Here is a 14753-nt window from a genome sequence, read left to right on the forward strand (position 1 = left end):
AATTAAATGTCTAACTTTTTGGGGTCAGTACATTAAACGAGGGGAGTTGTTGTACTAATAATTCCAGTTGACCAAGAGATAAATGAGGCTTGAGCCAAACATATCCGCTAAAGCATGAGCTAGGAAGAATGGAAGGAGGTTTTTAACCTTGTATTTATACAGAAAATAATAGAGTATACCAAAGACCACACCAATAACCAGAGCCCATAGCATGCCCTGATAGGTATGAAAGGACACACGGACAAGGGTTGAAAAGAGCAAGACCCACCACTTATACTTCTCCTTTACTGAGGTCAAGAGCCCTAAGAAGAAAAATTCCTCGTAGAAACCGTTTAACAGTCCGTAGGCAATGGCCATAGGTGACAAAGCCATAAATTTATTAAGCACGGCCATAGGGCTAACAAAGGCTAAAACTTGAGGACTAAAGTAATTATACTGTCCTGACAAGGTGCTAACCATATCGGCGAACAAGCCCATAATAGCGAAAATAAAGGGTACCCAAAAAAGAACAGACCACTTTAGGCGTATAGGTAATTGTTTAAAGTCAAAATGACGTATCCAGAGGTAAATAATCGCTAAGGCTAGGAGAATAATCTGCAAGTTGAAATTGCTAGAGTAAGCTGCTCCTTCACTGGCTGTATTTGTTGCTGTCTCACTGATTGCTGTGGAAACGCTTGGAGCCAAACTCGCCAAATATATTTCGGTTGAACGCACGATAAACTGTCCAAACATAATGAGCGTAACAATACCGATATCAAACCACCTCAGATTCTTTAGGGATTGTTCGGGACGCATTTTCTTGAGTAAAGACATAGTCTCTCCTTCTTCCTCGTATCTACAACGAAAGGTCTTTTTTTCTTTAAACTTATTATAAGTCATAATCCTTAAACTAACACTAAAATTTGCAGTAAAATTAGTAGTTCGCTTAAGGAAAGAAAAAGCAAGGGAAAGCATGTTTCCTTTGCTTCAAACTTGTTATTAATCATTCTTTTTAACAACACTAACTAAGACAAGGAGTTGGAAAATAGCCAAAACAAATAGGACCACAAAGCCATTTCGACTACCTTGAGCCGTTGCTCGTGCAAAGTCAATCTTGTGGTTAGCTTGACTCATAGCAACAATTAGAGATGCTAGTGTTGTTCCCACTGCTCCTGCAAATTGTTGGAGGGTGTTAAAGATGGCATTAGCATCGGCTCGTTGATCAAGCGACAGTTGTTTCTGTCCATTGGTCATGACATTACCAAAGACAACCCCAAGTCCCGTCATGAAAATCATGTAAAAGGCGAGAATCAAAGTATTTGAAAGGGAGAGACCAAACAAGCTAAATAGCAACTGAGCAAGAACGATAAGGCTTGCTCCAATCAGAATTGGTTTACGAGCTCCCATCTTATCTAAAATGATACCCGAAAACGGAGCAAATCCTGCACCAATGATAGCTCCTGGGAGGAGCATCAAGGCTGCAAGAGTGGTATTAGAGTTGTTAACCAACTGCACATAGTTTGGCAAGAGGAAACTCATCGCAAGGGAACCCAATTGGAAAGAAAAGAAAGCGATGATATGACCTGTCAGTTTACGATTTTTCAAAATAGAGAGGTTGATGATGGGATTTTCTAATGTTGTAGAACGCCAAATCAAAATGACAAGACCTAAGATCCCAATCAAAAGCCAACCTAAGACTGAGAAGCTGAAGAAGGCATGTTCAGCAACCCCATGAAGACCTAAAATCAGGCCCAAGAAAAGAAAGATGGTAGCCAGTAGACTGAGGATATCTAAAGATTCACGTTTAACCTCACTCTTTTGCTCAATCGAGCGAAGCCCTGCAATCAGTGAAGCCAAGAGAATAGGAAACTGAATGAGGAAGATAGAACGCCAACCAAAATGTGCCGTCAAAAGTCCACCAACAGTTGGTCCAATCGCCGGTGCAACTGCTGTAATCAGTGTCCCAACTCCCATCATGAGACCAATCTTACGACTTGGCACCTGCTCCAAAATGATGTTAAACATGAGAGGTAGGGCAAAACCAACTCCCATCCCTTGAACCAATCGTCCCAAAACAACAAAGCTAAAACTAGGAGCTATAAAGTCAATGAGAACACCTAAGATAGACAAAAGGTTTGCGACAAGAAAGATGGTTTTCATCTTAAACGAGCGCTTGAGATAGGCAGATAAGGGCACCACGCAAGCAACGACTAATAGGTAGATGGTTGTAACCCACTGTACTGTTGACGTATTAACCGAAAATGCCTTCATCAATACAGGAAAGGTGATGTTCATAGCTGTTTCACCAGCCACTCCACAAAAAGAAAGGATTCCTGTCGCAAAGATGGCACACAGGATCTTAGTGGAGATTTTTTCGTCTGACATAAGTATTTGTTCCTCCTATATAAACTTAAATATTGCGGTAGTGTTGTAAGATTTTGAGAAAGACTTCTCTCTCTTCAGATGAAAATTGCTGGGCAAACTCTTCCTCTTCTTTTCGAAGATAGGATTGGCAGGCAGACGCGATTTTTACTGCCTTATCCGTTAAAACAACCGCTTTTTGCCTAGCGTCTTTCGATGAGGTATGTCGTTCGATAAGGCCTTTTTTCTCCATCCGTTGTAAGAGAACTGTCGTTGTCGAACGCTGAATCTCAAATTCGTGCTCAATGTCACGTTGAAATACCTCATGATTAGCATGATTGGTTATAAAATCGATAATGGCCATCTGATTTCCAGTCAAATCATACTGCCTAGCAAACTGATCAAAGTGGCGCATCATATTGTTATTGGCTTGCTTCAACAAGCGTCCAAAATGGTCCAAAAATAACTCCTTAACTATATTGTTAGCTAACTAGCGTTATTTAGTATAAAAGTTTTAGAAGCTAATGTCAATAACTTTTCAAAAGATCTCCACTCAACTTTCAATAGATTTCAAAAAAACTCAAGGACTTAAATCCTTGAGTTGCTTGATTAGGCTTTCTTTACAGGAATTTCCTTGATAACACGCGCAGGGTTTCCACCTAGCACCACATTGTCACCGAAGGACTTAGTTACAACTGCTCCTGCTCCAGCCACTACATTATTCCCCAAAGTAACGCCTGGAAGAATAGTCACGCCTCCACCAGCCCAGAAGTTATCACCAATCGTAATAGGTGCTCCGTACTCAATACCTGAATTACGCTCGGTTGGATCAAGCGGATGAAGAGGTGTTAAAAACTGACAATTAGGACCAATCATGGCGTTATCGCCAATCGTAATAGGACAAATATCCAGCATAGTCAAATTCCAGTTAGAGTAAAAATTTTCACCTAGATGAATATTAACACCATAATCCGTAACGAACTGAGGATTCATGGCAATATTTTGACCAGTCGAACCAAACCAAGATTTGACAATCTCTGCCCTCTTGAGACGGTCAGGTTCCACATTAAAGGCCATTTGGTTTTCTCTGGATTTAGCTGCTAGGGCACGTAACTCAGGGTCGCTAGGTTTATAAAACTCACCCGCAATCATTTTTTCATATTCTGTCGGCATGGCATACTCCTTTTGTGGTTGTTTTCCTATATTGTAGTATAGAAGTGATGTTACCACAAGCGAGACTACAATGCAAACGTGAGTAAGAATGCCATAAACAAGTTCATTTTAGTAGAGTATTCAATTCGCTCAATAAATTATATATCGATGGTCTCACCAACAGCTAAAACCCTATAGCCTGCTGCTTCAACTTCTTTTTTAGTTGTCTTGTAATGACTATAATCATCTATATGAATGGGATAAATCCTTTTAGGTTGAAGGAGATCTTTCATTCGATTTAACATCTTCAAGTCCATGGTAAATGGTCCACCAAATGAACCTGATTTTACAGCACCTAAATTAGCAAATATGGCATCTATATTTTTAGGAACATTTTTTGTTAAGTCTGGGTACAAAACAGTATCACCGGTAAAATAAATGACTTTAGTTTCTGACGAACTTGTAATTGATATTTGATAACCATTCACTTTACCAACAATCTTTCGTATGATGTAGTTGCTGGCATGATAAGCTGGTAAAGCTTTAATGGTGATAAAGTAATCAGCGACTTGAAATGATTGTTCTTCTCCCCATTTTAAAACACTATTATTTAAGCATGACACGCCATTTAAGATTTTCTTATTAGGAGAAATGACTGTTTTACCCTTCAAATAATCTTTCCCTACATCATCCAAATGATCTTGATGCCCATGAGTAATTAGCCATACATCAACTTTACTAAGAAGAGACTTATCCTTATGAACATCAGTTTGTTTCTCGGAAACAAATCCTTTAAACTGGACTAAGGTTCCTTTAGGTGATAAGTCAGGATCAATTCCGATATGAAATTGATTATCAATGGAGATGACGCCACATGCAACGCCACAATAAGTAAACGAAATAGACATAGTACCTCTTTTTATAACGACCATGAATTGAAAAACCAGTCATTAACAATAATGGAATGAGCATTTTAGTACATAGCTCTTGTAACTAGATTATAGTTTTTATCATCACTTTTATCAATACCAGCGTATGTTCGACACCTTCTTTTACGTTTAAAATACTTAGTTTCCACAGACCTCGGTTAGGTAATCCACAAAAAAATCCCAAGTGCACTAAGCAACTTGAGATTTTCTTTCTGTCTGGGCATGCCTGAGTCATTCAGGGCTTTATATTATTTGTCCTTTTGATCTTTGTGATCTTTTTTATTTTTCTTTTTACGTCCGTTGCGGCCAAGTCCTAGACCTGTTACCGATACGGTGAAGCCAGCGATATTGATGGTTTCTTCAATCTTACCTTTACTTGCTTCTTCCTCATTTGAGAGATTAATTGGCATCTTGTGTTTAGAGCCTTTACCCTCAGCTTGACTTGAAACAGATGCTTCAAAGTCATCGCCTGGCCCATAAGTAACTGGTCCATCATGAGATTCCACTTGCTCTTCGACTTGGTCGAGAACTTCTAGGTCTTGGATTTCTTCAACAACGATATCGTCTGCCTTGTCTTCCTTAGGTTTACCGTTAATATCGCCTGTTAATGGGATATAAACAACGGTTTCCTCAAGGTTACGTTGACCTACTGTCTTACCTTCAACCTTATCCTTATCAGCGCTATAGCCTTCTACTTCAGGAGTGATGACTGTTTCAAACTGACCTTTATTTGAAGTCCAGTAGCTTGAACCAAGCTCTTCACCTGTAACCTTGTCAATAGTCAAACTACGTGTCCATTGAGCAGTTTGGATGTTATTGGCAGGAAGTTCTGCTTGTCCATCGCTAGATGTGTAGAGAACTGTGAAGGTTACGTCTTTGATGTAGCTTTCGCGTTCTGGCCATTTGGCACCATCTGGATTAGCTGGGTTGATTGGTGTACCAGCTTCTTGGATGTTATCTGGACCTACTTGAACAGTACCATGACGAAGAGTAACCATGAAGTTTTGGTCAACATGTGAATCGCCATCAAAGATCACACCGTTTGTGAAGCCATCAGCAAGAAGGGTATAACCACGGTCGCTATAGTACTTGATACGTTCGATTGTTGAGTATTCAATCACTTCGCCTGATTTACCAAGCAAGTCGACCACTTCAAGTTTCTTACGAGTTGTACCGTCAACATAAGTGACTGTAGCTTTCTGAGCATCCTTGAGGTAAGTAACCACTTCCATGATTTCAGGAGTTTCCACAGAAACCTCTGTCATTTCAGCGACTTCCATACGGTCTGGTGTAAATCCGACAACCTCTGGTGAAGGAACTGCTGAGAAGCCAGCTTGAGTACTTGACCATGCTTCATAATTGATAGCACCTGTCACAAGGTTAACATTAGCCAAACGTTTGAAATCAAGAACTTCAACGTAGTCGTCGCTAGCCAAGCCACCTTCTTCGAAGACATACTGGATGGTACGTGTCACATCGGCACGGTTTTCAAGCATCTCTACGCTATTTGGCCAAACTGGGCTATTCACATCATTTGGATCTACGACTTCACCTGCAACTGGTGCTGGCATATCTGGGTCGATAAGAACCAAACGTTCACGAAGAACCACTTCGAAGACTTGGTCAAAGTCAGAGTCACCATTGTAAGTGTGGTCAAAGGCTTCTGCATAACCATCGTTGACAAGTTCATAACCTTGTTTGAGCAAGTTTGCGATTTGTTTATCAGTAGAGTAGTCAATCTTCTCACCTGAGCTTCCGACGACAACATCACGAGTCAATTCTGACTTATCAAGCTCATTCATGTAAAGGATAATAGCTTTTTGCTCATCCTTAGCATAAACCACGTTGGTATCTTGACCTGGGTGTTCTGGAGTAATAAAGGCCTTTTCAGAAATGTAACCAAGAACATCTGGAACGACTGTTTCCATAGCCATGGTTGGATCTTCTGGATCATTGTTATAGCTTGGAGTAGGTGCATTTTCGATTGGTGTACCATACTCATCTACTGGAATAATCTTACCAAGTTCTGTGTAAGTAACTGTATCTTCCACTTCTGGAAGGTCTGGGCGAACTTCAAGACCACCAGCTTGACGTTTATCTGCATAGAAGCCTTCAACTACTGGAACTTCTACAACATCATAAGTGAAGCTTTCTTGATCCCAAGTGCTTGTTTGTTCCACTTGGTTAAACTTACCGTGGAAGCTGAAGCTATCTTGAATGTTGATAACTGGATCTTTGTAGCCTGCACCTTGGAAGGTAACCGTTTGTTTCGTATCTTGTGTGATATCATCCAAGATTGGTTCGTAAACCAAGGTTTGATCCAGGCTGAGGTCAATTGGCAATACCAATTCACTTTCAGCTTGGTAGCCAGCAACTTGTGGTGCTGGTGTTTCAATAACTTGCGTAGCATCTTTAGGATCATTAGCATAATGAACTGGTTCTGCATCCGCGATTGGATTACCAAAGGTATCAACAGGGATAATCTTACCGAGTTCTTTATAGACAACACTGTCTGTGGCTTCTGGTTTATCAGGTGTAACTACCTGCATACCAGCCACTGCCTTGTCCGCATAGTATCCTTCGATAACTGGGACATTAACCTTAGCAAAGGTATAGCTGTCTTGATCCCAAGTGTAAGTGTCTTCTGCTTGGTTATACTGACCAGTGAAGGTGAAGTCAGACTGAATATTAACAGACGGTGTTGCTTCTCCAGCACCTTTGAAGAAGACAGTTTGCAAGGTTGGTTGCGTTACATCTTCAAGGATTGGAGCGTACTCAACAAGAATATCGTCTGTCAAGCTCTCAGGCATGACACTTTGTTGCATTGGACGGTAACCCGGAATGTGGGGAACAAGTGTCTCACTAACCTTAGTTGGGTTATTGGCATCGTTGTTGAAGGTTGGCGTTGGAACGTTAGGAATCAAGCGTCCATTTGCATCAATAGGAATGATCTTACCAAGTGGAACGTAGGTAATGGTTTCTTCGATGTTATCTTCAGTAACCTCTCTACCTTTTACTTCTACTCGATCCGCAAAATAGCCTAAAACAACTGGAGCATAGATGTCATAATACTTGGTCTTGTTTGGTGACCATTCTGTCTCGTCAACAAGCTCACCTGTAACCTTGTCAAAGGTAAGGGTACGGACCCAATAAGCCTTTTGCACATCGGCATCCGGTAAATCCGCATTGCCATCTGTACTCTTGTAAAAGACTGTGAAGCTTACTTCTTTCTCGTAAGCATACTTAGATGGCCACTTAGGTCCATCTGGATTATTAGGATTGATTGGAGTATCTGGGACTTGTTCATGATCAGGCCCTACCTTGGCAACATCGTGTTGCAAGAGGACAAACCACTCTTGATCATCAATATCCTTATCATCAAAAATGGCATCTTTAGGGAATTCGTCCTGAATCAAGTCATATCCCATGTCCTTGAAAGTCTTGATACGTGTTGCTGTTCCGTATTCAATCGCTTCACCCAATTCCCCGGTCAACTGGTCACTAACCAAGTAAGCACCGGTAGTTTCATCAATATAAGTGATGCTGGCTTTCTTGAAAATTTTACGATACACAACCGGAGTATCTCCTCCTGGTTTGTTCGGTACTACACTTTTAATATCTGTCATATAATCTTGAACAGCTGGTGTTGCTGTCTCACCCGCCTTTCGTGGATCTTTTTTGTTATTGTTATACTGCTTAGTCAAAGCACCTGGAATATATTCCCCATCTTCTGTCACAGGGATAATGCGTCCCAATTTCCTATAGGTCACATGTTCCGTTACCGTTGGCACATAGGGTGTGACAACGTTAAAACCCGCTTCTTTTTGGTCAGCGAAATAGCCCTGGACAACTGGTACCGATATCTTAGGATAGGTATAACTGTCCTTGTCCCATTCGATTAAGCCAGTCTTCCTATCTCTAGTCCCCGTAAAAACATGATTTTCCATGACTTCAGGGTCTGGAGTTTGCGAATCTGCTCCTTGAAAAATAATCTCTTGCTTAGATGGAATCCTCACGGTTTCCGATTGGGCATGATTATCAAAGAGGGCTTCGTCTGCTCTAGCAAAATCTAATGGAGAGGGGGCACTGTGGTCAGAGCGACTTTTTGGGTTAGTCAATAATTTAGAAAGATCTATAGTATCAACTAAATCAGAGTCCGCTGATTTATGTGCAATATGCTCTTCGGCAGTTCTTGCTGCTGCTTCAGTCGCATCTTCCCTATAGGCTCTCAAAAATACTCCCCCTTTCTTCTTTTTATGAGAAATAAAATCCTATACTTGCTAAGTTCTCATGGAAATCTTTTCTATTAAGATTTCATTTTCCCTCGGAGAAGCTAACAAGTTCTTATCAAAGATTAAAATTTTTGATATCTCTTATATATACTATAATACGAGAATCGAATTTTTACAAGTAAGGTGTAAGAACTTTAATCATTTTAACCCCTAAGTGAAAAAATAGTGCTTTAATGTGCAATATCTATCAAGTAGTTTATGAAAGTGACATCAAAATGAGATTACCCCGATAACTTAAATGATGAGTCTTTAATGGAGCTTTCTCTCCCTAAAGACACTCTCATAAGAAATAGACTATAAACTATCACAACTACTTCTCATCTTTGAAAGACTAGAACCTTACCTCAGTTGTAAGGGAACAACCTAAGAGAATGGCACAGAGAAGGTCTGTGCCTAGTCCTCGACTATGGAATGCCAATGAATAACTAGCATTACTTTTAGTATAGATTGACTTTTACGCTTCGTCAATAGATTGGAACCATTTAATGAAATTCCCCAGTTTCTCAAGTTTCTCGTATTAAGTTATAAATAACTAATAGCTTTTTTAGCATGATTACTTTTTCATGGAACTACAGATGTAATGATTACTATCAGACTATCATGACTAACTCAAGATGGTTTTAAAATCACTTGTTCAGCCATCATTAAATCCTTAACGAAATCCGAACATGCCATAAAAACCGAGACTACTGTCTCGGTTCATACAGTTTGGAAACGATTAGATTTGTCCTCGGCCTTGAGCGTCAAAGTAAACCCACCATCCTGGACTCACTTCAACCCAACGGTTAACAGCCATCTCACCTGAATTTGGATCATAGTAACGAACAACGCCGTTCACACGAACCAAATGACCTTTGATTTGCTTACCATTGTTATCAAAGAGGAGGTTTTGACCATTGATAGTAACCATGCCTTTGACAGCATTACCATTACCATCGAAGTAATACCAGCTACCATCGATTTCATGGAATTGATTACGGTAAAGCTCACCTGAATTTACATCATAGTAACGAAGGTTGCCATCAACATTAGCCAAAGCACCTTTCACTTGACGACCATTTTGATCAAAGTAGAGGTTTTGACCATTGATATTTTGTGAACCTTTTACGGCTGCACCATCATTATTGAAGTAAGCCCAAACACCTGGTTCGATTTCTGCGAATCGGTTGCGAGCCAATTCACCTGAGTTAGCATCATAGTAACGGATAGTACCATTCTCATTAACAGTACGCCCTTTAACTTGGACACCATTGTTATCGAAGAAGAGTTCTTGACCATTGATGTTTTGGTGACCTGTCACACGTTTACCATTACCATCGTAGTATGCCCAAACGTTATTACCAATTTGTACGAATTGGTTGCGGCCTGATGTATTGTTATTGTTGTTATCTGGTTTTGGATCTTGTTTACCGTTTGCATTCAAGACACCGTTTTGGTCGTAGTAGAATACTTGACCTCTACGGTTTTGACGGTAACCATCACGCAATTGCACCCCATTAGCGAGGAAGAAGTATTGTTTACCATCGATAGTCTTTTCACCGATTGCCATGCGACCTGAGTTATCAAAGTAGTAAACATTTCCGTCGTTATCTTTGATAAAGGCATTCTTAGCACGTTTGCCATCGTTATAACGATAGTAAACACTGCCCCAGCTCTTCTCAAACTTACCACTACCATCACCGTTTTGGTTGTCGTTGTTAGTAGATTGGTTGCTTCCGACTACTTTTGGAAGGCTAACTTTACCACCATTTGTACCGTAGTAACCACTTAGACCATTCTTAAGCACGTACTCTGAACCACGGTCAAGAATGTTAGTACCATTCATGTACTTCGCAGACCACTGTGTGATCTTCTCGTCAGTAGTCATACGTTTACCAGTAGAGATTTGAACACGATCAAAGATTTGTGGGTAAAGACGTTTCAATTCATCAAGGAAGGCACCACCATATTTACCTTGGTAGTCGTTACCAAAAGTACGTGTCTTAGCAGCGTAGAGGCTATGATTGATGATTGCTCCATCTTTAGTTTCACCATAGTTATTAACACGAGTTGCTGTAACCACTTCATCACCTGGAAGGTTATAGATTTGGTCTGGAACCCAGTCAGCAATCGCTGAGATACCTACAGCGTGGAGTGATTTAAGAGCTGCTTTCAAGTCAGCCAATGAACCGTACTTATTGTCCTTACTCATAGCAATATCATAACGGTCTGTAAAAGCATAACCATTTTGGATGACTGAGTCAAGGAAGCTACCATCATCACTTGAAACGTACTGTGGTGCAAATTCAAATGATGTGATACCCCATGATTTGAAGAGGTTTGCATTTTCAGCAATCTTCTTATTAGTGTATTGTGATGAATCTTGGACGAAGTCTTGGAAGTTAGAGAAACCTTCGTAGATAACTTGTGAATCAAGGGCAGCATTTGATTCATAAACCAAACCACTGCTGTTCTTTTCTTTACTTGGTGCTACACGCACGTCTTGACTTTCAGAAGCACCTACTGGTACCCAAACTGCAAGGTAACCATCAACTTGAGGGTTACGGATACCACGGATTTCGTTTGCATTAAATGTCAAATTACCGTTACCATCAGTGTATTTGACAATGCCGTTAGCATCGCTATCATTCAAGTAAGTAGCCACACCATCGTTTGTTGTCAAAAGCAATGGACGATAAGCTTGGTTACGGTGAGCCGCACCCATGTTAATTGTCAAGTTGCTTGTCAAACGAAGGGCAGGTTGGTTTGAAACGATAACTGCCATACCTTGGTTACGTGTTTCTGCTGTACCAGTATCAGAAGCACTATTAGCCCCTGTACCATAACGTACAGATGTCAAGACACCTGCAGCATCCCAACCATTAGTATTACCATAACCGATGTAGTTAACCTTCATATCTTGACCACCGGCTGCATAGCGGATACGGCCTTTCAAGAGGGTTTCAATAGCATCATAATATGGTGATTTTTGGGCCATATATTGACCATCATCTGTGTACATGTCACCATAGTAAACACGTGGCACAGTGTCCTTATGCGTAAGCATCAAGGCGTATGCTGATGGAATATTATATTGTGTGTATTGCTTGTTAGCACTACGCATGTCTCTGTTGTAGATTTCAAAGGCTTTCTTCATTTCATCAAGCGTGAAGGTATTCCCTGTTGATTGAGGATTGATTTCATTTTTGATGATTTGACCAATGATTGATTGTACCTCAGAGTCGTGAGCACGCACAAAGGCGTAGTTAGCCATACGTTTAGAGTTTTTACCACTTTCAGAACGGTCATTCATACTATTTGAAATGAGTGGTTCAACTCCTGAACGGTTACCGATTGGACGCAAGAGTGAATACACCAATGCCAAGTGCATAGGGTCATCCATTGGCAATTGAGCACCTTTAGTGTCTTCATTGTAGTATGGGTCATTGTGAGACCACGCTTCCAAGATAGACATGTGTTTAATGGCTTGATCTTGGCTTTGGTCAGAACCATACTTAGCTTTGAAGTAATCTGAAGCAATTTGAAGAAGGTCAGCATTGACATTATCCACGGCATCGACACGAACACCATCGAAGTTTTCATCTTCAGAACCACCAGTAATAGTACCGATGTTCATGATGTAGTGGAGCCAGTTCAACTGCTCAGCTTGAACCGCTGGGTTTGAGTTGTCGATATCATTAGCCAACAAGAACTCGAAACCACCGTTACTTGTATCCTTAGTATACTTAGGATTGTGTTTACCTGTTTGGCTAGTTGGTGTGCGGTTCAAGAGACGATAATCAGAATTAGCATGGCTTGTACGACTATCGTTGTTATAGAGAAGGGCACCACCTTGCAAGTGATCGCTGTTATCAAGATTTTCAGAAGTTGAATTCCAACCTGGTTGGGTCTTCACGAAATTTTTGATAGTTGTACGCAACCAGTCAGTGTTACCTTCACGCGCAATACGTTCTTCAATACGTTTTTGAACTTCAAGCGCTGCTTGGTCCATTTGAGTTTGTGAGCTGAATGACGTATAGGTCTGATTGGTACCGAGACCTTGCTCCTTCATGTAGTTGAGGTAGCTCGCTTGGATAGCCTTGCTTGGCCACCAAACCGTAAGCAATGGACGTTTGTCATTTTCAGTTGAGGCAGTCCACTCTTTACCATCTTTCAAGATTTCTTTTGGACGGTACCATGTGTTGGCAGTAAAGTAACCATCAACAAGTTCGATATCTTTATCAGTTGTACCATAAAAGGCATTCTTATCGCCATTTACAGTAACGTTTGTGTTTGTGCTATCAGCTGATGAACCTGTTCCACCGTTCTTATCGAAGCGGTATTCTTTTTGGTTAGACAATTCACCAGTTTCAGCATTAAAGTATTGGCTTCCGCCGTTACGTTCAAGGACATAGTTCTTACGAATAGTACCGTCATCTTCAACGTAGTATTGTTTACCATCAATTGTTTTGATGTGACTTGGACCATCAGTTACGACATTGTTAGTTGCTGGAAGGTCGTTGTTTACTACTGTGACAGTATTGTTGGCATTATTTGTATTGCCGTTAACTGGGGTAGCACGACGGCCTCCTGTAGGACCACGTCGAGCACCAGTCGCACGACGTTCACGTGTCGCTGCGCGATCAGTAACTGTTGTTGTGTCAGTTGTAGTGTTGTTATTTGTCGTATCAACAGCTGTATCATTGGTTGCTGTTGTATCTGTTGTAGTTGCCGCACGATCAGTACCGACAGTCGCTGCCGTATCAACAGCATTCGCTGCAACTGTATTTGTTGTATCAGTTGTCAAATCGAAAGTTGCTGTTGGAGCTGCTTGGTCAGTTGCGACATCATTTGTCGCTGCAACTGCTGTAGTTGGATCCTGAGCAGCCGTTGTATCGTTAGATACAGTACCCGTATCAACAGTAATATCGGGGATGGCTACAGTAGCATCCGTATGTTCGTCGGCCTGAACGACACCGTCGTTAGTTCCTAAAGAAACCGCTGAGACTGCACCGAGCGACATCCCTGTAACTGCGATGGTTACCCATTGTTTCTTAACTTTGTGCATCTTATAATGTACTTTTTTGTCCATAATAAAAAGACTCCTTTTTCCCATTTATAGCTTCATTCTAAATCATTGAAAGCTTTTTTTCAATAAGATTCGATAAATTTTCATAATTTTTAGAAAAGTCCTTTTATTACTTTAATGACATTAGTTTTAAATGAGTGTTTAGCATTATAAACATGCTCATTTTAGTGTTGTTGAGAAAAAGATAACTGACACTCTATAGATATTTAGAATGATTATTGATAAGGTACTTCTTTTAATGGGATTACAAGGAAATCTAATGAAAATTCACAAAATCCTTAAGGCACTTCTCTCAAAGCGACAAAAAATACCATCCTTACCAAACCATTAGGTCTGTTAAGATGGTGTCTTTTTTAGTCTAGCTTCTCATATAAAAACTAAATTCTAACTATCTAAGCCATTCATTACTTAGTGAGGTGTAAGGGCTTTAAATTGGGACCTATAGTGCCAGTAAGAAAGCAGAACACGAGCAACAATTCATCTTATAAAAATGGCTCAAAAGCCTATCGACCTTGCTGAAACTAAGGAAAAAAAGGAGTATAATAAAGGTGAAAAGAGTTAACCTACTTAAATACAAATAGGGGGGTAGGTGAGAAAGATGTCAGTACAACATACAAACTTCAACACAAGCCAAGATAAGGGTAAGACTGGTCAAGAGGTCATTAAGCCGGACCTCATTAAGAATAATTCTCCAGACAACAGAGTTGCTTCTATTCTCCTGTCAATTGCCTTTTATTTAGCCATAGTCTATCTTGTCTTATTCTTGCTCTTAGGTCTGTCAGATCCTTGGGGAATACTTATAATAATTTTCCTAGCACCTAGTTTGATTAGTTTTATCATTGCAACTATTTTAACAGGTATTGGTCGTAAAAAAGGTAATAAAAACTTCTTATACACAAGCATCATTTCTTATATAGCTTCTGTCCTTTTTGCTTATGACTGAACTGCACCCCAAAAGTTAGACAGAAAAAA

General features: G+C 40.4%; 8 protein-coding genes. 1 reads left to right on the top strand and 7 read right to left on the bottom strand.

All coding sequences use genetic code 11. The annotated features are described in order from the left end of the window. Positions 1–54: 54 nt before the first annotated feature. From HMPREF2867_RS01330 to HMPREF2867_RS01360, 7 genes are all read right to left on the bottom strand, one after another. On the bottom strand, positions 55–813 hold the full coding sequence (locus tag HMPREF2867_RS01330) for a CPBP family intramembrane glutamic endopeptidase (RefSeq protein ID WP_070575252.1): 759 nt from the start codon (positions 811–813) through the stop codon (positions 55–57). A 165-nt stretch (positions 814–978) separates the two neighbouring features. After that, positions 979–2364, bottom strand: a complete 1386-nt coding sequence (locus HMPREF2867_RS01335; RefSeq protein ID WP_060972267.1) for an MFS transporter — start codon at positions 2362–2364, stop codon at positions 979–981. A gap of 25 nt (positions 2365–2389) precedes the next feature. Further along, complete coding sequence (locus HMPREF2867_RS01340; protein ID WP_060972268.1) at positions 2390–2800, bottom strand: MarR family winged helix-turn-helix transcriptional regulator; 411 nt, start codon at positions 2798–2800, stop codon at positions 2390–2392. A 149-nt stretch (positions 2801–2949) separates the two neighbouring features. Next, positions 2950–3513, bottom strand: a complete 564-nt coding sequence (locus tag HMPREF2867_RS01345; protein WP_060972269.1) for a sugar O-acetyltransferase — start codon at positions 3511–3513, stop codon at positions 2950–2952. 137 nt (positions 3514–3650) lie between these two features. After that, positions 3651–4400: an MBL fold metallo-hydrolase gene (locus tag HMPREF2867_RS01350; RefSeq protein ID WP_070575243.1), complete on the bottom strand. Its 750-nt coding sequence runs from the start codon at positions 4398–4400 to the stop codon at positions 3651–3653. 269 nt (positions 4401–4669) lie between these two features. After that, complete coding sequence (locus HMPREF2867_RS01355) at positions 4670–8653, bottom strand: mucin-binding protein (protein WP_070575249.1); 3984 nt, start codon at positions 8651–8653, stop codon at positions 4670–4672. A 778-nt stretch (positions 8654–9431) separates the two neighbouring features. After that, positions 9432–13784 carry a glycoside hydrolase family 70 protein gene (locus HMPREF2867_RS01360; protein ID WP_083306738.1) on the bottom strand — a complete coding sequence of 1451 codons (4353 nt, stop codon included), beginning with the start codon at positions 13782–13784 and terminating at the stop codon, positions 9432–9434. A 595-nt stretch (positions 13785–14379) separates the two neighbouring features. Between HMPREF2867_RS01360 and HMPREF2867_RS01365 the strand changes: the two genes are divergently transcribed. Next, complete coding sequence (locus tag HMPREF2867_RS01365) at positions 14380–14724, top strand: hypothetical protein (RefSeq protein ID WP_256263049.1); 345 nt, start codon at positions 14380–14382, stop codon at positions 14722–14724. Positions 14725–14753: the final 29 nt, after the last annotated feature.

It is taken from the genome of Streptococcus sp. HMSC064H09 (genome assembly GCF_001812625.1).
Lineage (GTDB): Bacteria > Bacillota > Bacilli > Lactobacillales > Streptococcaceae > Streptococcus.

Coding starts and splice junctions, on each gene's coding strand:
- HMPREF2867_RS01350 (WP_070575243.1), bottom strand. CDS start 4,400: ATGTCTATTTCGTTTACTTATTGTGGCGTTGCATGTGGCGTCATCTCC.
- HMPREF2867_RS01330 (WP_070575252.1), bottom strand. CDS start 813: ATGTCTTTACTCAAGAAAATGCGTCCCGAACAATCCCTAAAGAATCTG.
- HMPREF2867_RS01345 (WP_060972269.1), bottom strand. CDS start 3,513: ATGCCGACAGAATATGAAAAAATGATTGCGGGTGAGTTTTATAAACCT.
- HMPREF2867_RS01360 (WP_083306738.1), bottom strand. CDS start 13,784: ATGGACAAAAAAGTACATTATAAGATGCACAAAGTTAAGAAACAATGG.
- HMPREF2867_RS01335 (WP_060972267.1), bottom strand. CDS start 2,364: ATGTCAGACGAAAAAATCTCCACTAAGATCCTGTGTGCCATCTTTGCG.
- HMPREF2867_RS01365 (WP_256263049.1), top strand. CDS start 14,380: ATGTCAGTACAACATACAAACTTCAACACAAGCCAAGATAAGGGTAAG.